Consider the following 19609-nt stretch of genomic DNA (forward strand, 5'->3'; position numbering starts at 1 on the left):
ACAGATCATGAATCAGCCGCAAAAAGCCGGATTGGCACGCTGGCTCCCGATCCTGGATTGGGGGCGGCGTTACAACGGCGGGTTGCTGAGCGAGGATCTGCTGGCGGCCATCATCGTGGCGCTGATGCTGATCCCGCAGGCGCTGGCCTACGCCATGCTCGCGGGACTCCCGCCGGTGGTGGGGCTGTACGCGAGCCTGGTGCCGCTGGTCGTCTATACCCTGCTGGGAAGTAGCGCGACCCTCTCCGTCGGCCCGATGGCGGTGGTGTCTCTGATGACGGCATCAGCGCTTTCGCAGGTTGCCGAGTCGGGATCGCCGAATTACATCGCCGCAGCCCTGGTGCTGGCACTGCTCTCCGGGGCCATTCTGCTGATCATGGGTCTCTGTCGGCTGGGCTTTCTGGTCAACTTTCTGAGCCACCCGGTGATGACCGGCTTCGTCAGCGCCTCGGGCGTGCTGATCGCGGCGAGCCAGCTCAAACAGCTGCTCGGTATCGATCTCTCCGGTTCGACGCTACCGGCGCTGTTATCCCGGCTACCCACGGCGTTGAACGGTGTCAGCCTGCCGACCGTGATCATCGGGCTGGGGTCACTGCTGCTGCTGTGGCTGATACGACGATGGGGCAAGTCCGCGCTGGAACGCTGTCACGTACCGGCCCGTGTGGCTGGCGTGCTGGTCAAGCTGGCACCCATCGCCACCATCGTATTGGCGGCGCTGGTCGCCGGCGCGGCGGGATGGCTGGGCCGCGACGTGGCCGTCATCGGCGAGATCCCCGCCGGTCTGCCACCGCTGACCATGCCCGACTGGAAGCCGGAGCTGTGGCGATCGCTGATCGGTTCGGCGGTGCTGATCAGCATCGTCGGCTACGTGGAGTCGGTCTCGGTGGCGCAGGCGTTGGCGGTGCGCCGCGGTGAGCGCGTCGATCCTGACCAGGAACTGATCGGGCTCGGCGGAGCCAATCTGGCGGCGGCTTTCACTGGCGGCATGCCGATCACCGGCGGCTTCTCCCGCTCCGTGGTCAATTTCGATGCCGGGGCGCGCACCCCGGCCTCCAGCGCGTTAACCGCCGTTGGCATTGCACTGGCCATGCTGTTTCTGTCGCCCTGGCTGCGGGAACTGCCGATGGCGACGCTGGCGGCGACCATCGTCATCGCTACCGTCTCGCTGATCGATCTGGCGGCGTTCAGGCGCGTCTGGCGCTATGCCCGCGGAGAGGGCATCGCCATGTCGGCGACCGCGTTGGCGACGCTGATGCTGGGCGTTGACGTGGGCATTCTGGTCGGCGTCGCCATGTCGCTGGCACTGCATCTCTATGGCACCAGCCGGCCTCACAGTGCGGAAGTCGGCCGCATTCCCGGCACCGAGCATTTTCGCAACGTCCGCCGTCACGCCGTGGAGACCGACGCCGGGGTTGCCATTCTGCGCGTCGACGAGAGCCTCTACTTCGCCAACGTCCGCCACCTGGAAGACCTGGTCACGGCAGTGGTCTCTCGCGATCCGCCGCCACGGGATCTGGTGCTGGCCTGTCAGGCGATCAACGTCATCGACGCCACGGCGCTGGAAAGTCTCGAGGCGCTCAATCGGCGTCTTCGAGACCGGCAGATCGGGCTGCATCTCGCCGAAGTGAAAGGCCCGGTGATGGATCGGCTGAGTCGCACTGAACTGCTCGAAACGCTCAATGGCCGCGTTTTCCTGAGCACCTTCGATGCCTGGTGCGAGCTGCACGGCCGTGGCTCTGCGCCGCTGAGCCATCCCTGTATCGAATCACCGACGCCCGGTCAATCTGTCACAGCCGGTTGATGACATCAACGTCATCACCAAACGAGCAAGACGAGGGAATCATGGAAATCAAGTCACTTGATGAGCGATTGAGCGTCACCGCGCAGCCCCAACTCGAAGAGCTGGAGCAACTGGCAGTTCAGGGGTTTTGCACGATCCTCTCCAATCGTCCACGGGGCGAGAGTGAGGATCAGCCAGATCCTGATGCCCTGAAAAGCAAGGCAGAATCATTGGGCATGGTCTGGCATCAGGTCCCGGTCAAGCCGGGTGAATATTCGCAGGGTGATATCGATGAGTTCGGCCGTATCCTGAGTGAAGCGCCTGGGCCGATTCTTGGATTTTGCCGTTCGGGCAAGCGCGTTACTCACCTTTGGGCTTTGTCGCAGGCAGGGCATCGCCCCGTTCCTGAACTCATCGAGGCGGCACAATCCGCCGGTTATGATCTTGAGCCCTTGCGTGAACGTCTCGAGCAGCAGGCAAGCCAGGCGAACTCAGGGCACTAAGCACGCCGACCGACAAGCCCCCGGTGCCAGACAGGGCTGTGCAGCATTTTTCGAAACGCCACATTTTCTTGAAACGCGAATAGTTTCATGGAGCTACATTTGGATATAGAGGCAAGTCTTTCAGGGTCGGTGGGCGGTATTCTTATCGGCCTGTCTGCCATCTGGCTGATGGGGTCACTGGGACGTATTTCCGGCATCAGTGGCATTCTCTCGGGGCTCCTGCTGGAGCGACCCCGGGGCGATTCAGGCTGGCGGCTGGCTTTCCTGCTGGGCCTGGTTAGCGGCCCTATGGTGCTCATGCTGCTGGGTGGGGAGCTCGGTAATGTTGCCGGTGCCCCTAATGAGGTCATCGGCGCGCCGGCGGGCGGTGTCGGGTTAATGGTGATCGCGGGTCTTCTGGTCGGCGTAGGCACTGGTATCGGCAGTGGCTGTACCAGTGGTCATGGTGTGTGTGGCCTGGCGCGGCTTTCGCCCCGGTCGATGGTCGCGACGCTCGTCTTCGTGCTGGTCGCCATGCTGACCGTGTTCGTGTCGCGTCACTGGCTGGGAGGCGCATCATGAAAGCACTGGCAGGCTATCTGGCAGGGTTGCTGTTTGGGCTCGGACTGGCGATCAGCGGCATGACCGATCCGGCACGGGTCATCGACTTCCTCGACGTGGCCGGCGACTGGGATCCGACGCTAATGTTCGTTCTGGGTGGCGCCGTGGTCACCACCTTCATCGGTTACCGGCTGGTTTGGCGACGCCAAGCGCCGCTGTTCGAATCCCGGTTTCAATTGCCCACTCGTCATGACTTCGATGCCCGTCTGCTGGGCGGTGCGGCGCTTTTCGGTGTCGGCTGGGGCCTCTCCGGCTATTGCCCGGGGCCGGCGGTCGCCTCGTTTGTCGGGCTGAGCGCTCCCCTCATGGCGATGCTGGTTGCGATGGTAGTCGGCTGGTGGCTGGCCCGAGTCGTCTCGCGCTGAGAAAGGGGAAAGACTTACGGACCTCAGCAATAGCTCAACATAAGTCGATCACCCCACCCACCCAAATAGGGAGCATAACATGCACTCTACTTCGCGACTTATGACTGCTGCCTTGGTTGCCATGCTGGGAAGTTCCTTGGTGGATGCAAGTGCACTGGCAGCGGAGCTGTCCTTCAAGACGCCCGTGATCGATGGCGTGGGCCAGATTCGCTCCCAACCTGCACAGGACCTGAGTTATCAGCCAAGGATTAAAAGGCGGTCTTCAACCTGACTCAAGCTGCCAGCGAGCCGGATCAGATCAGCGAAGTGCTACAATACGTCGCAAGAGCCTTGGGTCTTTACGCCGAGGTCAATGTACCTCTGGAGCGACTGGGCTTGCCATTCGTGCTGCAGGGCGGCTTATAGATTGGTTTCAAGTTTTAAGAGCGGGGGATTAATGCTGACTTTGGCGGGGTGGGCTACGCCACCATGGTGCTGCTGATGAAGGCCACTCCGCTGGCCATGGGCGTCGTTCTACCGGAACTTATTGATACCTATTCACCAGGCTTTTGTCGGCAATGACTCGTTATCGACTCGCCACGCCAGGTGAGGTGACGAAAGATGGGCTGGATAATAATTCCTACTCCGGTGTCGATGTTTCTTTTCTTTGGCGCGAGATTGAGTTGCAAGTGATAGCTGTATTGGCTCGACACATGCCCCTGTTTTCTCGCGTTATTTCCAGGAGCGACAGTTTATGAAGTTGACGCGCCGGTCTTTTCTGACTGCGACAGCTCTAGCAGGAGGCGTTGCGTTGGCTGGCCCATTCGCATGGCGGCTGGCAAACGCCGCCGAGCCCAGGGAATTGAAGATTCCCGAGCTAATCGATGCCCGCCATCACGGCCAATCGGTTTCGCTGAGGGTGCAACCCGGAAAGACATCGTTTTTTCCTGGGCGAGAAAGCGAAACGCTTGGCTATAACGGGAGCTATCTTGGCCCCACGCTGCGTGTCCACCGTGGCGATGACGTGGAAGTCGCTGTTACCAACGCACTTAGCGAAGATACCACCGTTCATTGGCACGGCCTGTTGATTCCCGGCGAGCTTGATGGGGGCCCTCACCAGACGATACCCACCGGGGCCACCTGGCAACCCGTGCTCCCCATCCGCCAGCCAGCGGCAACGCTCTGGTATCACTCGCATGCCCATGGTCGTACGGCGGAGCAGGTCTATGCCGGGCTGGCCGGCCTCATGATCGTCACCGATGACGAGGAAAAGGCCCTGGAGTTGCCTTCGGAGTATGGTGTCGATGATATCCCCTTGATAATGCAGGACCGCCAATTCGAGAACGGCTCCCTCGTGCTTCCGCAGGGCATGAGGACGAGGATGCACGGACGCCGAGGCGATACCTTGATGGTAAACGGAACGATCAATCCGTTTGCTCGGGTTCCCGCCCGGCTGGTTCGTCTTCGGCTGGTCAATGGCGCCAATGCCAGGTTCTTCGATTTGGCATTCACGGATGGCCGGCCCTTTCACTGGATGGCTTCCGAAGGCGGCTTGCTTGAGAGGCCGGTCGAGTTGCGCTCGCTACGCCTGGCGCCCGGCGAGCGCGCCGAAATCCTCGTTGACTTCTCTGATGGCCGGCCCGTTACCCTGGCAACCGGGCCGGACAGTAATGTCCCCAGGATGCGCATGATGGAGCGTACAGCCGACTTGACCGGGGGTGAAAGAGATGCCGTCGTCAGATTCGAGCCTCAGGGCGCTGAAACCTCTGTTGTCAAGGTGCCCGAGCAGCTGTTGACCCATGAGCGCCTCGATCCATCGACGGCCATACGGCGACGCCGTTTCGAAATGACCATGGGCATGGGCATGGGTAGCATGATGGGCAGCGGATCGGGAGGATTCGGCATCAATGGGCGCTCGTTCGACATAGGGCGGGTCGATGAACGCGTCGGCCTCGGAGACACCGAAATCTGGGAAGTCTCCGGCGCGATGATGGCCCATCCGTTCCACATTCATGGTGTGCACTTTACCGTTCTGAGCCGAAACGGCTCGCCCCCGGATATTAGAGACCAAGGGCTGAGGGACACGATCGTGGTCCAGGAGCCCGTCGAATTGCTCGTGCAGTTCCTGCAGCCGGCGGAAAACGCTCCCTTCATGTACCACTGCCATATCCTCGAACACGAGGATAACGGGATGATGGGCCAGTTCTCTGTCAGTTGAACCAATTGGCTCAGGCTGCCGATACTGGGCGGCCTAGAGTACCTTTCAGAACCTGCCTTGAAGTTTGTTCAAACAGACCAGGGAGCAGCCCAGCAACGTAAAGGCATAATGGATATCGACTCGCCGTTCATAGCGCGTGTTGAGTCGCCTCATCCGGCCCAGTCAGGCAAAGGTTCGTTCGACAACCCAGCGATAGCATCCGAGTCGCTGACTATTCTCGATCCTCGACGAGCAATACGGGGCTGAATGCCACGCCGCCGACAGGCTCGGCGGCAACGGCGATGATCGTACGCCTTGTCCGCATGGAGTTTGTCGGGGCGACGGCGGTCGCCCCGGTCGCCCCGACGACATTGGTGGAACGCTATCGAGCAGCGCCGTTAATGGCACACTATCGTGCATGTTGACTCCCGAGAGCAGTACAGCCAATGGGACTCCCTGGTGATCGGTCAGGAGGTGCCGCTTGGTGCCCGGTCTTCCTCGGTCTGTCGGGTTGAGGCCGATCGCTGAGCCCCTTTTTTGCCGGTAAGGAGGCACTGTCCATACAGGCTCGCTCCCAATCCAGTTAATCCGCGTGCTGCCAGTGTTCCAGCAACGTCTGATGCAAGCGTTCCCAGACGCCCGCTTCCTGCCAGTCGCGCAGGCGCCGCCAACAGGTCACGCCGGAACCGTAGCCCATCTCTTGAGGCAGCATCTCCCAAGGGATACCCGAGCGCAGGACGAACAGGATGCCTGTCAGGGCTGCCCGATTGGAAACGGGCGGTCGGCCGCCAAGCGCCGCTGTTCGAATCCCGGTTTCAATTGCCCACTCGGCATGACTTCGATGCCCGGCTGCTGGGCGGTGCGGCGCTTTTCGGTATCGGCTGGGGGCTCTCCGGCTATTGCCCGGGGCCTGCGGTCGTCTCGCTTCCGGGGCTGAGCTGGCCGCTGGTAGCGTTTCTTGTGGCGCTGGTGCTGGGCTGGTGGATCCCTAGGCAAGTGGCTCCGAGCCATTGATCGAGTTAGCGCGGCGTTCATCTTCACTTAATGTTGGCGTGCCACCGTCCTTTTTCGCTCCGTGTGACGGCAAATTAAAATCTGATTGGGCAACCTCTTCGAAGAGGCCATTCGAGGTCGCACAGGGCTTTTCTGGAGTGATGGAATGAGCATGCACGCCCCGTATGGACTGTTGCTTAATGTAATATTGATCATCCTGTTCATAGCGCCGGCGCTGTACTGCCTATACGCAATGGCAGGTGAAAGAGGCCTCGTTGATCGCTGTTGCCACGCATGTCATTTCTTGATGTGTGCCGGAATGCTGGTGATGTTGACCCCATGGAGGATGAGCGCTCTCTGGTGGCAGATGTTCGTTTTTGGGTTGGCAAGCCTCTGGTTTCTGGGTCTGGCAGTGATGGAATGGGGCGATGGCAGCAAACACAGCGGGGTGACTCCGCGCTGGCCTCATCTCATGCTCCAGAGCCTGATGATGCTGGGGATGGTGTGGATGCTGTCGGTCATGCTTCGCCACTCCGGTTCGACTTTCATGACTTCGATGACGCTGTTTCTCGGGCATCGTATGCAGTGGGTGTGGGTAGCCGTTTTCGTTCTGATGGGCCTTGTGTGGTTGAAAAAAGCCGTCGGCTCAGCTGCTTATCGCAAAGCTTGGATTGGTGCCACGAGTCAGATTTCGATGAGTTTCGGCATGGCACTAATGGTTGGATTCATGCACGTGTGACAGGCGGTAGGTGTTTCCGTCTACGGCAATAGCCCAGGATTACATTCAAGAATCATTGATGAATCGCTTTTCGCCACCGAACGCTTTCAAGCGTCTACGACGAGTGGCTAATATCAATTAGATTTTTGGTTATTACCATATATCAAAATAAAATATACCTGAGCTGAGACAACAAAAGCAGCCGGGGCTCGGGAGGGGATCACCGCATGGCAAGGGAATACGTGGGTAAAATGACATGAATATTACGATAGGAACGCTGCTCGCGTTTAGCTTCGTCGCTTCCATGAGCGCGATGCTGGCACTCATCTGGGCGATATCCTCTAAGCAGCTGCATGTGACACAGGAAGACGCCAAGGTCATATTCGAGGAGGGGAAAGAACCCTCATTCGATGATTCGACCTCCTCTCGATCGTCTTCCTCCGCTCTAGAAGCTCCGGCTCTGGAGAGGCGTTATCGTTTTCTGCTTCTTTTCATGTTCGGCTCGGCAGCTTTCTGGCTTGTTTTTGGTTCGTTCTTTGGCCTGATTGCGTCGTTGAAGCTGCATCTTCCCGAGTTTCTGGTCAGTCAGGACGTGCTGACTTTTGGCCGTATGCGGACCATGCATCTCAATAGCGTCGCTTACGGCTTCCTTTCGCTTAGTGGTGTCGGCGTGGCCTACTGGGTCGTCCCCGCCATTTTCAAGACGGAAGCTCGACTGGTGAAACTGGCCCTGGTTGGCGCCATCCTATGGAACGTGAGTCTTTTCCTGGGCGTCGGTGCGATCGCGCATGGCTGGACCGACGGGCTGGAATGGCTGGAAATTCCCTGGCAGATCGATATCGGCCTTGCCATTGCTGGTGCGCTTCTGGCGATTCCACTAGTCGTGACGGTCAGGCACCGCCATGTCCACCATATCTATGTGTCCGGCTGGTACTACCTTGCCGGCCTGATGTGGTTTCCCGTGCTTTTTCTGCTGGCCAACGTGCCCGGTATCCACCACGGGGCTCAGCAAGCGACGACCAACTGGTGGTTCGCCCATAACGTTCTCGGTTTGTGGTTGACGCCTCTCGGGTTGGGAGCCGCCTACTATTTCTTGCCCAAGATCATCGGCAAGCCGATCTATTCCTATCGCCTCTCACTGATCGGATTTTGGGCGCTGGCACTGTTCTATAGCCAGGTGGGAATGCATCACCTCATCGGTGGGCCGGTACCGACCTGGGTGGTTTCCCTTTCTGTCGTGCAGTCGGTGATGATGATCGTTCCTGTGATTGCGGTGGCGATCAATCAGCATGTATTGAGCTTGGGTAATCCCTGGGCACTCAAGGAAAGCCTGCCGTTTCGCTTCATCGCTGTCGGCGCGATCATGTATACGCTGGCTTCCGTGCAGGGTTCCATGGAAGCGATTCGTGCCATCAATACCATCACCCATTTTACCCACTATACGGTCGGGCATGCCCACATGGGGGCGTACGCCTTCGTTGCCTGGGTACTGTTCGGGGCCATGTACTACATCCTGCCCCGGGTCGTCGGTCAGGAGTGGCCCTCACGTGGCGGTATTGCACTCCATTTCTGGCTCGTTTTCATCGGCTTCGTGATCTACTTCGTGGCGCTGACGATCGGTGGCTGGCTGCAAGGTCTGGCCATGCTCGATCCGGCACGGAGTTTTCTGGAAAGCATGGAATTGATGAAGCCCTACCTGACTGCGCGCTCGATCGGTGGCGGACTCATGACCTTCGGCCATCTCGTCTTCGTTTACAACTTCATCCAGTTGTGGCGGCGGTCTCGTAGCTATCTGAATTCGCCGAGCGTAGCGAATGCGACAACGGTCGGGAGGGCTGAATCATGAACCGCGCTTTACCGTTAATCGTCGTGGCGCTCATGATTCTCGGGTTCGCCACTCTGCTTCTGGTCGGTGTGCCCGCCGCGCAAATCTGGGGCATCGAGGCACCCGCAGGTTTGAAGCCCTATACCGCTTCGGAGCAACGGGGTCGGGATATCTACGTCAGCGAAGGTTGTGTGTACTGTCATACCCAACAGCCACGCTCTCCATCACAAGGCCCGGATGGCCTGCGTGGGTGGGGGCGACCGTCGACGGCTGCAGACTACGTTTATGATGCGCCGCATCAGCTTGGAACGATGCGAACCGGGCCGGATCTTTTCAATGTTGGTGCTCGTCTGCCTTCACAAGGGTGGCAGTTGACCCACTTATTCGATCCACGCGCGATCACGCCACAGAGCATCATGCCCTCGTATCCCTATCTGTTCGAGTTTAAGGACCGTGCAGAAGCGGGTGATGTCGTCGTGCCGGTGCCGGCCGACTTTCGTCCGGACGGCAAGACCGTGGTTGCAAAGCGCGAGGCTCTGGATCTGGTCAGCTATCTGTTGAGCCTGGACCACACCTATCCGGTGAGCCACCCCGAGCTGCGCGACAACGGATTCGATCATGAGGAGGGCGGATCATGACCAGTCGCAAGCCGCGCATACGAACGATCTCCGGTACGGTCAGGAAAGGGTATGAGCCGTCCGAAAATTTCAATCCGATTCCCTGGCCACTGTTCGCCGTGGCCATGGCGCTGATCGCTTGGGGGGCGTATACCCTTTTCACGGCATCAGGATATGCCGACAAGACACCAACCGAAGTCGTGTCCTCGTCCGGCAACGCCGAGAATTCACTAGCGGACAATCAGGAAGAGCCGGATCATTCCCGCGGAGAAGCCCTCTTCGTGACCAACTGCTCAACCTGTCATCAGATCAATGGAGTGGGCATGCGCGATGCGATCCCTCCGCTGGCCGGTTCGCCTTTCGTGGCGGCGGATCCTGCGGTAATGGCCAGCATCATGATTCGGGGCATCGAGGGTCCCATCGAGGTAAAAGGCAACACCTTCAATGGAAAAATGCCGACGTTCGGCTCGACCCTCAACGACGATGAGATCGCCGGGATCGTCAATTACGTCCGCAGCCGCTGGGACGACGATAGCGGCGAGCAGGACGTTCGGCAGCTGTCTGCTCAGGAAGTCGCAAGCCTGAAGTCGCGCTACGGCCCCTCCTTTGAGCCCTGGAGCGGGGGTAAGGCGCTGCGGGTCGAATTCCCGATCATGGCGTCGCAAGGCGTTACCGCGGATGAAGGTAGAGCGACGAGCTCGAAGGAGGCCGCGAAATGAAGTCAGGACGTGTTTTTCCACTTCTGCTGTCGGCGCTTCTGATCACTGTCGGGGGCGGTTACTGGCTTTTGAGTTCGGCCGGTACGAGTAGTGCCGACACTCGAACAACACTACCGGACCCTAAGATCGCGCAACGCTATGCGGAAAAGCCCAACCCTTTGGGGGATGAAGGTGTAGCCGATCTGGTGGGCTCCGGATCGAATGACGAATGGGCATGCTCGTCCTGTCATGGTGAAGGCGGTGAAGGAAGCCTCAATGTACCCCGTCTCGCAGGATTGCCTGCCGGCTATCTCATCAAGCAGCTCAATGATTATCAGTCAGGCGCGCGCTACAACGACAACATGCAGTTCGTGGTCAAGGGGTTGAGCTCGGATGAGTTGATCGCGCTGGGCCACTACTACGCCGGTCTCGAGACACCGCCCAGCGCCAAGCCAGCGTTCAATGGCGACCTCGACAGGGGGCGCCAGCTTGCACTGGAAGGCGATTGGAGTATCGATGCGCCCGCCTGTTTCTCGTGCCACGGATCGTCAGGCTGGGGTGTCGGAGAGATATTTCCGGGGCTTGCCGGACAACATCCGGTCTACACCTTCACCCAGCTCAATGACTGGCACAACGGTGATCGTTCGAACTCCCCCATTGGATTAATGAAGTCCGTTGCCGGTCAACTTTCCCGGCAGGACATGCAGTCCGTGTCCGATTACCTGGCTGGCCTGGTGCCTCCACAGCCAAGGACCGAGGGAAACGCGGCAAACCCGGTAGATGGCTCGGCCGATCAGGCCCATCAGTCAGGAGACAACGATGAGTAAGCTGGGACTACAGGCCTCGTTGGGTAAGCGTATCCTGTTGGGGGCGATCGTCGCGCTGGTACTGCTGATCGTCGGGTTTCTTTTCGCTACGCAGGGAGGGTGGAATCATTTTCTGCGCAGTGAGCCACCGCTCGATAGAGGAGAGCAGAACGCTCAGAATGCCTCTCAGGAACGCCAGTCTTTCTCCAATGACATGGCGTCATGGAGGACGGATCCTGGCAAACCTCCGATGGGTGTGCCGGTCGACCGAGACGGCTATTTTCAACCTTCGCTCGATCGGGAGATTCCGGACGGTGAATTTGGCGAAGCCGTTCGCCGGGGGCGAGAGATATTCACGAATACGGGAACCAATGCGGCTGATTTCGTAGGCAACGATCTCGCCTGTACCAATTGTCATCTCGATGCCGGGCGCCGACCCAATGCGGCCCCCATGTGGGCGGCGGCAGTGAAGTATCCGGCTTACCGGTCCAAGAATGAAATGATCAATACGATGGAGGATCGCGTCCATGGCTGCTTCACCTACTCCATGAATGCGCAGGATTCTCCCAGTGGTGGCCCGCCGCCTCGTGGCAGCCAGATATACAAGGATCTGGAAAGCTACTTCTTTTGGCTCGCGCAGGGTGCGCCGATCGACACGCACCTGCCTGGTGCGGGTTATCCGGAGCTGGAGAAAACCGAACTGGGCACGGATAAGGAGCGGGGCGAAGCGGTATTTGCCGCCAACTGTGCCGCCTGTCACGGTGATGAGGGTCAGGGGACTAAGGACCTGAATGGGCGAACAATCTTCCCGCCGTTATGGGGCGAGCGCTCTTTCAACTGGGGAGCTGGCATGCACAGAACCAGTACGGCGGCCGGCTTCATCAAGGCCAACATGCCCTTGGGCAAGCCATACAGTCTCACCGATCAGGAAGCGTGGGATGTGGCGGCCTATATCACCAGCAAGGATCGTCCAATAGATCCGCGCGACGTTGATAAGTCGCAGTGAAAAACAACGTTTATCGTAGCTCGGCATCGCCAGACGGCGAGGTGACGACCGATGGCTGACCTCGGTGACTTTCAGGCTCAGGGGCGGGCGCGTCTCTCGATCGAGGGGTTGTGGTGTCCGAGTTGTGCCGCCGCGGTAGAGCGCAAGATACGTAGCATGCCGGGGGTGATCGAGGTGGGGGTCAGTTTTGCCACCACCTCCGCGACCCTGAAATGGGACCCGGCTCAGTTGAATCTGCTCGACTTGGCTGCCCGGGTGAAAAAGCTCGGTTATCGGCTGGTGCCCCCGGTAAACAGTCGCGAAACGTTGTCGCGCATTGACGAACAGATCCAGCGCTTGTCGATTCGGTTGGCGGTGGCGGTCTTCTTCAGTGTCTGGATCATGGCGTTCTCGCTCGTGCTCTACGTCAATGATGGCATTGGAGAGACGACAACCGGCCTCGTGATCGCATGCGTAATCGGTGCCCTGTCGCTTCCCGTCATAACTTTCTGCGCGGCACCGATCCTCGTGGCGGGCTGGCGCACCCTGCGCATGGGTATACCGGGCATGGATACCCTCGTCTCACTGGGGGCGCTATCCGCTTTCGGCATCTCGGCATGGCAACTCGTCGAGGGTCGTTCGGACGTCTACTTCGACACCGCGGTCATGCTGATCACTTTGCTGACGCTGGGCCGCTTCATCGAGACTCGAACGCTGCGCCAGTCATCCGAGACGCTAGATGCCTTGCAGAGCACCATCCCCGAGTCGGCGAATCGGCTCGATGCTGATGGCAGCGTCGAATCGGTGGCGGCAAGTTCGGTGGCTAGAGGAGAGATCATCCGGGTCGCTGCCGGTGAGCGAATTCCTCTGGACGGTGTTCTGGTCGACGGCAGCAGTCACGTCGACCGTGCCGTGCTCACTGGGGAGTCGTATCCCTTGCCGGTCAAACAGGGGGACCGGGTTGAGGCCGGGTGTGTCAATCTTCTCAGCCCCGTCAGCGTGCGTGTAGAGGCCACTGTTGGCGAGCGTCAGATCGATCAGATCGGATTGAGAATCGCTGAGGCCGCTGGCGCCAAGAGCGAAACGCAACGGCTGGCTGATCGCTTCGCCGGATGGCTAGTGCCCGCCGCGTTGCTGGCGGCGATGCTGACATTTGTCTTCGTGCTGGTGGCCGACCATTCGCTTCGGGAGGCGGTGCTGCGAGCGCTATCGGTTCTGGTCGTCGCTTGTCCCTGTGCCATGGCGATGGCGATTCCTGTCGTCTACGTCGCATCGGCACGGCAGGCCGCGCGCCATCACGTGCTGTTTCGTACCCCCCGCGCCTTCGAGCATCTGGCGCGAGCGCGCTATCTGTTCTTCGATAAAACTGGCACGTTGACTGAAGGGAAACTGTCGCTGACCGATGTCCAGATTCGATCGCCGGATGCCGGACTCGACCGCCATTTCGTTCTGCAACTGGTCGCTGCGATGGAGCAGGATATCGCTCATCCCGTGGCGCTGGCACTGGTCGCAGCGGGAAAGCAGAGTTCCGGCCGGGAGCTCGATGTTTCCTGTCTGAACGTGGAACGGGCCGAGCGCGGCGTGATTTCTCAGCGTAGTGAATGGGGACGAATCGTGGTGGGCAGCGCCGCTTTCCTGATGCAGCAGGGTATCGACTGTGAAGTTTTGGATAGCGCTACTCCCGAGACGGCGCTGACGCTCCAGGTCGAGCTAGCGATCGAGGGCCGCTGGGTGGCTTCTTTAACGCTGGAAGACCGCCTTCACGAGGACGCCAGGGAAGCCATCGCCTGGCTTCAGGCGCAGGGAATTCGTTGCGCCATCGTTTCCGGTGATCGCCTTGGCGCGGTGCAGCGTGTCGGCGCATTGCTTGGCCTTCAGAAAGAGGATCTTCATGCGGAATGCACGCCGCAGGGCAAGGCCGAGATCGTCAAGGCGGCGGGAGAGGGCACGGTCTTCGTGGGGGATGGCATCAATGACGGTCCGGCACTGGCTACCGCAGAGACGGGGATTGCCGTGGCTTCGGCCGTCAGTGCGGCGATGGCATCGGCCAGCGTCGTCGTGCGGGAAGGGGGTGTATCACGCGTTGCAGCTGCAGTCGCATTTGCGCAGCGTGCCAGGGCTAGGATGCTGCAGAATATCGTCTTCTCCATGGGGTACAACGCTCTGGCCTTGAGTCTGGCCATCATCGGTGCGGTGCCTCCTCTCGCTGCAGCAGTGGCCATGGTACTGAGTTCCGTGACCGTTATTTTCAATTCGACCCGTCCCATGCATTTTGACGCCGGTCCGATCGCGTGCGATAGCACGAACTAGTCCCATGCCGTCAGGTCGCGGCACGTGACCCAATTCCTTGAGTAAAGAGCTGGTCCCATGACAACGATGATTCCCGAACTGGGCTACTATGCCCTGATCATGGCCTTGGCCATGGCGCTGGTTCAGGCGACTGTGCCGTTGGCGGGATCGGCATGGCGGCGCCCTCTATGGATTGCATTCGCTCAGCCCATGGCCTGGGGCCAGTTCGCGTTTCTCGTTATCGCTTTTCTCTCCCTGACGGCGAGTTTCTTGCTGGACGATTTCAGCGTCGCCTATGTCGCCCACAACTCCAATTCGCTGTTGCCGTGGTACTACAAATTCAGTGCAGTCTGGGGAAGTCATGAAGGCTCTGTACTGCTCTGGGTGCTGATATTGAGTGGCTGGAGTTTTGCCGTCAGCGTGTTTTCCCGACATCTACCGCGTGACATGCTCGCTCGGGTGCTGGCCGTGATGGGGTGGATCAGCAGCGGTTTCCTGCTATTCATCCTGCTGACTTCCAATCCGTTCGCGCGGCTGTTGCCCAACGTGCCCGGCGATGGCAGCGATCTCAATCCGCTGCTTCAGGATTTTGGCCTGATCGTTCATCCGCCGATGCTCTACATGGGGTACGTGGGCTTCTCGGTGGTTTTCGCCTTCGCGCTTGCGGCACTGATTGGTGGTCGTCTGGATGCGGTTTGGACGCGTTGGGTCCGGCCCTGGACCAACATTGCCTGGGCCTTTCTGACCATGGGCATCGCGCTTGGTAGTTGGTGGGCGTACTACGAGCTGGGCTGGGGCGGCTGGTGGTTCTGGGATCCGGTCGAGAATGCTTCGCTGCTGCCGTGGCTCGCCGGCACGGCGCTGATCCACTCGCTGGCGGTGACCGAAAAACGCGGCACGTTCAAGAACTGGACCGTACTTCTGGCCATTTTCACGTTTTCGCTGTCGCTGTTGGGCACCTTTCTGGTTCGCTCAGGCGTGCTCACCTCGGTTCACGCCTTCGCCAACGACCCGGCGCGGGGAACCTTTATCCTAATCCTACTCGGGGTCACCGTTGGCGTATCGCTGACGATCTTCGCCCTGCGGGCGCCGCGAGTACACTCGGCCTCGGGTTTCGGCTGGCTATCGCGGGATGCTCTCTTGCTGGTCAACAACATCGTGCTGGTTATTATGACCGTCACCGTACTGCTCGGTACGCTCTATCCGCTGCTGTTGGATGCCATGGATCTGGGCAAGATCAGTGTTGGACCGCCTTATTTCAATGCCTTGTTCGTTCCCTTGACGGCGTTGCTCTGCGTGTTCATGGGCCTGGGGCCGCTGGCCCGATGGAAGCGCATGCCGGCTCGCGAGCTCTTCCGGCGGCTCGCTCTATCGGCGTTGATCGCCATAGTGATCGCGGCGGTCGTGCCTTCGCTCTATGGCGGCGAGTGGAATCTCGGGGTCTCGATCGGGTTGCTGCTCGCCCTGTGGCTGGTGCTGTCGCTGATACGCGATCTGCTGCATAGAACCCGACCACGTCGCGGCGACAGTAGGAGCCGCAGCGCGCCGAACGGAGCCGAACGCGCTGCAGCAGTGAAGAAGTTGGCGCCAGCTTACCGGGGAATGGTGCTGGGCCATCTGGGGTTGGCAGTCACGATCGTCGGCGTCGTGATGGTGTCGAACTATAGCGCAGAACAGAACGTGCGCCTCGGGCCCGGAAAGCACGTCGAGGTCGGCGGCTATCGTTTCACGATGACGGATTTCAACGAACGACGTGGCCCGAATTACGTTGCCGACACCGCCACCATCGAAGTCACGCCGCCTGGACGTAACACTTTCTTCCTCTACCCGGAGAAGCGCTTCTACCTGGCCAGCGGCATGCCGATGACCGATGTTGCCTTGCGTCCTGGGTTTTTCAGCGACCTCTACGTGGCCTTGGGCGAAGAAGTCGGTAACGGCGACTGGTCATTGCGCATTCAGCTAAAGCCGTTCGTGCGCTGGATATGGCTCGGTGGCTTGATCATGGCTTCGGGAGGCCTCATCGCCGTACTGGATCGCCGCTACCGTCGGCGAGCTTCGTCGCGCACCCCGACGGCCTCCGGCATCGGCGAGGATGCATCACTTAACGGACTACAGGGGGAGGGGGCACCATGAAACGTCGTCTTCTACTCCTCATTCCGCTGCTGGTGTTCGCGGTGCTGGTAGTCTTCCTCTATCAGGGACTGTTCAAGGATCCGGCTGGACGGGAGTCGGCGATGATCGCGAAGCCATTCCCGACCTTTGCGCTCTCCACCCTAGACGATCCTGACCGCCGTCTCGATCTGTCGTTGCTGCGGGGCGAGGTCATGCTGGTCAATGTCTGGGGCGAGTGGTGTCCGGTGTGCAAGCAGGAAATGCCTCAGCTCCACGAACTGGCTAACCGAGGCGTGCGGCTCGTTGGCGTCGACTATAAGGACACCCGTCGACAGGGACGCGCCTTTCTCGATACCTATGGAGATCCCTTCGAGGTGTCGCTGTTCGATGCTGAGGGCAGTCTCGGCTTTGACCTGGGCGTCTACGGTGCACCTGAAAGTTTTATAGTCGATGCCGATGGCATCATTCGCTACCACCACACGGGATACATCACTCCCGAGGATGTCGAACGGGTCATTCTCCCGGAGATAGGACGATGGCAATGATGCGGTGGCTACTGGTCTTCGCCTTGCTACTGACCGGCTCGGCACAGGCGGCAATCGAGATCCAGTCCTTCGAAGATCCGACGCTGACCGAACGTTACGAAGGGCTCAGCAAACAGCTGCGCTGCCCCATGTGTCAGAACGAATCGATAGCCGCTTCCAGCTCGCCGATCTCGGCCGACATGCGTGAACGCGTCGCTGCGATGTTGCGAGAGGGGGCTACGGATGCCGAAGTAGAAGCTGCCATGGTCGATCGATTTGGCGACTACGTCCGCTACGATCCCCGTTTCGAGGAGCGTACCTGGATCCTGTGGGGGCTGCCGCTCGCTCTCATTGTTGTCGGTGGCGGCGTCGTTGCCGGCTTCGTCGTCCGTCGCCGGCGCCTCGATGCAGACAACTTGAGTCATGACGAGCGCGGCCGTCTAGATGAACTGATAGCGCGCCACGATACGGAAGACGCAGGACGGAGAGACGATACGTGAAAGTAGCGCTACGTGGCCGTCGACTCAGCTGCGAGCGTGACGAGCGCGCGCTGTTGGAGGATCTCGATCTAGTCGTGGAGGACGGCGAGATTCTGCGCATCGAGGGGCCGAATGGGAGCGGCAAGACATCGCTTCTCAAGATATTGACCGGACAGCTATCCCCGACATCGGGGCAGCTCGAGTGGCATGGTCGTTCGCTGACAAAGGCGCTCCGCGATTACCTGGAGACATTGTTGTTCATCGGCCATGCACCCGGCGTCACCGCTTCGCTGACGGCGAAGGAGAACCTGGGTTGGTCTGCTGCCTTGGCAGACATACGCGTAGATGACGACGCTGTCGAACACGCGCTTGCCAACGTGGGGCTTTACGGGTTCGAAGACGTGACGGCCGGCCAACTTTCGGCGGGTCAGCAACGCAGAATCGCGTTGGCGCGTCTCGAGTTGATCCCGCGTCCGTTGTGGATTCTCGACGAGCCTTTCACCGCGCTCGATCGGGCGGGCGTCGGCTGGCTGCAGGAGCGGATATTGGCACACCGTGCCGCGGGAGGTGCGATCGTGCTGACGACTCATCACGAATTCGCGTTGGATGAGCGGGTTCGGACCGTGCAGTTAGGAGTGGTGCATGGCTGTGCGTGAACCGGATCAGACGCTGACGCCACAGGGCATGATGTCGGCCTGCGCGGTGCAGTTTAAGCGTGAACTGTCCATCGCTAGACGCCGGGGTAGCGAATGGATCAATCCGCTGCTCTTTCAGAGTCTCGTGATTGTGCTGTTTCCGCTGGGCATTTCGCCGCGACCGGACTTGTTGGCCACCATCGCCCCTGGGTTGCTGTGGGTGACGGCGCTGTTGGCCATGCTCTTGTCGCTGGATGCGCTGTTTCGCGGTGACTTCGCCGATGGCAGTCTCGAGCAGATGCTCCTTTCATCGCAGCCGTTGGCAGCACTCTGTCTGGCCAAGACGTTTGCCCACTGGTTGTTGACGGGTTTGCCTCTGGCACTGCTGGCTCCGGTTCTGGGGCTACTGCTTTCGCTCCCAGTCACTGGTATTGCCACTCTCGTGACGGCTCTGCTGCTCGGGTCGGTCACATTTAGCCTATTGGGTGCGATCGGGGCGGCATTGACGGTCAGTTTACCCAGAGGAGGCGTGCTGCTGTCTTTGTTGATTCTACCGTTTTACATACCGGTGCTGATCTTTGGTGCTGGTGCGGTGACTGCAGCGATATCGGGCGGTTCTGTCGCCGCGCCACTGGCTTTGCTTGGTGCGATGCTGGCGCTGGCGCTTGCCAGCGCGCCTTTTGCCATCGCCAGTGCCTTGCGGATCAGTGTCAACGGCTGACGCCTGCAGGCGTGATGAATGTCTCGAGGGGTACGAAGATCGGAATGTGGAAATTCATACACAAGCTAGGCTCGCCGAAGTGGTGTTATCAACTCTGCGGCCGGCTACAGCCTTGGTTCTGGATCGCCGCTACGACGCTGCTGGTGGTGGGAGCGGTATGGTCGCTGGCTTTCTCGCCACCGGACTATCAGATGGGCGACAGCTACCGGATCATCTACGTGCACGTGCCGGCGGCCATTCTGGCGCAGAGCGTCTTCGTCGCCATGACGCTCGCCTCCGTGGTGTTTCTGGTGTGGAAGATCAAGCTCGCTGATATGGCGGCGAGTGTCATGGCGCCATTCGGCGCGGCGATGACGTTTCTGGGGCTGTTCAGCGGCGCTCTGTGGGGAATCCCCACCTGGGGCACCTGGTGGACCTGGGATGCGCGACTCACCTCCATGCTGATTCAGCTGTTCATCTATATCGGGATCATTGCCTTGCGTGGCGCCTTTGCCAACACCGGGCAAGGTGCCAAGGCCGTGGCCGTATTGACTTTGGTGGGTGTCGTCAACATCCCGATTATCAAGTACTCGGTTTACTGGTGGAACACGCTTCATCAGCCGGCGACGTTCACGTTGACCGAGCGACCGGCAATGCCGGCGAGCATGTGGGTGCCACTGCTGATTATGGTGCTCGGTTTCTATTGCTTTTTCATCGCGTTGACACTGTATCGACTACGCAGCGAGATCCTGAAACGCGAGTCGCGCACTCGATGGGTGCAGGAGTTCATGATGTGAGCAACGT

General features: G+C 59.9%; 19 protein-coding genes and 1 pseudogene. 19 read left to right on the forward strand and 1 reads right to left on the reverse strand.

What is annotated here, in order from left to right; all coding sequences use genetic code 11:
- Window positions 1-7 precede the first annotated feature (7 nt).
- The 5 genes from AAGT95_RS14230 to AAGT95_RS14250 all read left to right on the forward strand — a co-directional run bounded on the left by AAGT95_RS14230 (window position 8) and on the right by AAGT95_RS14250 (window position 5445).
- Window positions 8-1801 (forward strand): SulP family inorganic anion transporter, encoded by a 1794-nt coding sequence (locus AAGT95_RS14230; protein WP_342594227.1) that lies wholly within the window; start codon window positions 8-10, stop codon window positions 1799-1801.
- 41 nt (window positions 1802-1842) lie between these two features.
- On the forward strand, window positions 1843-2283 hold the full coding sequence (locus tag AAGT95_RS14235; RefSeq protein WP_342594228.1) for a TIGR01244 family sulfur transferase: 441 nt from the start codon (window positions 1843-1845) through the stop codon (window positions 2281-2283).
- A 99-nt stretch (window positions 2284-2382) separates the two neighbouring features.
- Entirely contained in the window at window positions 2383-2844 is a 462-nt protein-coding gene (locus AAGT95_RS14240; protein ID WP_073434298.1) for a YeeE/YedE family protein, read from the forward strand.
- Window positions 2841-3248, forward strand: coding sequence for a DUF6691 family protein (locus tag AAGT95_RS14245; RefSeq protein ID WP_073434299.1), 408 nt, complete (start codon window positions 2841-2843; stop codon window positions 3246-3248). Before AAGT95_RS14240 ends, AAGT95_RS14245 begins: the two co-directional genes overlap by 4 nt.
- 733 nt (window positions 3249-3981) lie before the next feature.
- Window positions 3982-5445: a multicopper oxidase domain-containing protein gene (locus tag AAGT95_RS14250; protein ID WP_342594229.1), complete on the forward strand. Its 1464-nt coding sequence runs from the start codon at window positions 3982-3984 to the stop codon at window positions 5443-5445.
- Between the two features lie 45 nt (window positions 5446-5490).
- Here AAGT95_RS14250 and AAGT95_RS14255 read toward each other — a convergent pair.
- Window positions 5491-6244: pseudogene (locus AAGT95_RS14255) on the reverse strand (IS5 family transposase).
- Between AAGT95_RS14255 and AAGT95_RS14260 the strand changes: the two are divergent.
- The 14 genes from AAGT95_RS14260 (at window position 6244) to AAGT95_RS14325 (ending at window position 19602) form a co-directional block, all read left to right on the forward strand.
- Entirely contained in the window at window positions 6244-6438 is a 195-nt protein-coding gene (locus AAGT95_RS14260; protein WP_342594230.1) for a DUF6691 family protein, read from the forward strand. The pseudogene AAGT95_RS14255 and the gene AAGT95_RS14260 overlap by 1 nt on opposite strands.
- A 145-nt stretch (window positions 6439-6583) precedes the next feature.
- On the forward strand, window positions 6584-7156 hold the full coding sequence (locus AAGT95_RS14265; RefSeq protein WP_342594231.1) for a DUF5134 domain-containing protein: 573 nt from the start codon (window positions 6584-6586) through the stop codon (window positions 7154-7156).
- Window positions 7157-7391: 235 nt separating this feature from the next.
- Window positions 7392-8981, forward strand: a complete 1590-nt coding sequence (locus tag AAGT95_RS14270; RefSeq protein WP_342594232.1) for a cbb3-type cytochrome c oxidase subunit I — start codon at window positions 7392-7394, stop codon at window positions 8979-8981.
- A complete protein-coding gene (locus AAGT95_RS14275) occupies window positions 8978-9598 on the forward strand; it encodes a cbb3-type cytochrome c oxidase subunit II (RefSeq protein ID WP_342594233.1) in 621 nt (206 codons plus the stop codon). Before AAGT95_RS14270 ends, AAGT95_RS14275 begins: the two co-directional genes overlap by 4 nt.
- Window positions 9595-10296, forward strand: a complete 702-nt coding sequence (locus tag AAGT95_RS14280; protein ID WP_342594234.1) for a cytochrome c — start codon at window positions 9595-9597, stop codon at window positions 10294-10296. Before AAGT95_RS14275 ends, AAGT95_RS14280 begins: the two co-directional genes overlap by 4 nt.
- The gene (locus AAGT95_RS14285; RefSeq protein WP_342594235.1) at window positions 10293-11102 is read left to right on the forward strand and encodes a c-type cytochrome; all 810 of its coding nucleotides are present in this window, start codon (window positions 10293-10295) and stop codon (window positions 11100-11102) included. Before AAGT95_RS14280 ends, AAGT95_RS14285 begins: the two co-directional genes overlap by 4 nt.
- The gene (locus AAGT95_RS14290; protein ID WP_342594236.1) at window positions 11095-12087 is read left to right on the forward strand and encodes a c-type cytochrome; all 993 of its coding nucleotides are present in this window, start codon (window positions 11095-11097) and stop codon (window positions 12085-12087) included. The genes AAGT95_RS14285 and AAGT95_RS14290 overlap by 8 nt, the downstream gene beginning before the upstream one ends.
- Window positions 12088-12138: 51 nt before the next feature.
- Window positions 12139-14376 (forward strand): cation-translocating P-type ATPase, encoded by a 2238-nt coding sequence (locus AAGT95_RS14295; RefSeq protein WP_342594237.1) that lies wholly within the window; start codon window positions 12139-12141, stop codon window positions 14374-14376.
- Between the two features lie 66 nt (window positions 14377-14442).
- On the forward strand, window positions 14443-16488 hold the full coding sequence (locus AAGT95_RS14300) for a heme lyase CcmF/NrfE family subunit (RefSeq protein ID WP_425356058.1): 2046 nt from the start codon (window positions 14443-14445) through the stop codon (window positions 16486-16488).
- Complete coding sequence (locus AAGT95_RS14305) at window positions 16485-17012, forward strand: DsbE family thiol:disulfide interchange protein (RefSeq protein ID WP_342594239.1); 528 nt, start codon at window positions 16485-16487, stop codon at window positions 17010-17012. Before AAGT95_RS14300 ends, AAGT95_RS14305 begins: the two co-directional genes overlap by 4 nt.
- Window positions 17003-17491, forward strand: a complete 489-nt coding sequence (locus AAGT95_RS14310) for a cytochrome c-type biogenesis protein (protein ID WP_342594240.1) — start codon at window positions 17003-17005, stop codon at window positions 17489-17491. The genes AAGT95_RS14305 and AAGT95_RS14310 overlap by 10 nt, the downstream gene beginning before the upstream one ends.
- Window positions 17492-17544: 53 nt before the next feature.
- Window positions 17545-18126, forward strand: a complete 582-nt coding sequence (gene ccmA / locus AAGT95_RS14315; RefSeq protein WP_342594241.1) for a cytochrome c biogenesis heme-transporting ATPase CcmA — start codon at window positions 17545-17547, stop codon at window positions 18124-18126.
- Window positions 18113-18826: a heme exporter protein CcmB gene (ccmB, locus tag AAGT95_RS14320; RefSeq protein ID WP_425356026.1), complete on the forward strand. Its 714-nt coding sequence runs from the start codon at window positions 18113-18115 to the stop codon at window positions 18824-18826. The genes ccmA and ccmB overlap by 14 nt, the downstream gene beginning before the upstream one ends.
- 44 nt (window positions 18827-18870) lie before the next feature.
- Window positions 18871-19602 (forward strand): heme ABC transporter permease, encoded by a 732-nt coding sequence (locus AAGT95_RS14325; RefSeq protein WP_342594242.1) that lies wholly within the window; start codon window positions 18871-18873, stop codon window positions 19600-19602.
- Window positions 19603-19609: the final 7 nt, after the last annotated feature.

Source organism: Salinicola lusitanus (assembly GCF_038648475.1).
GTDB classification, from domain to species: domain Bacteria; phylum Pseudomonadota; class Gammaproteobacteria; order Pseudomonadales; family Halomonadaceae; genus Salinicola; species Salinicola lusitanus.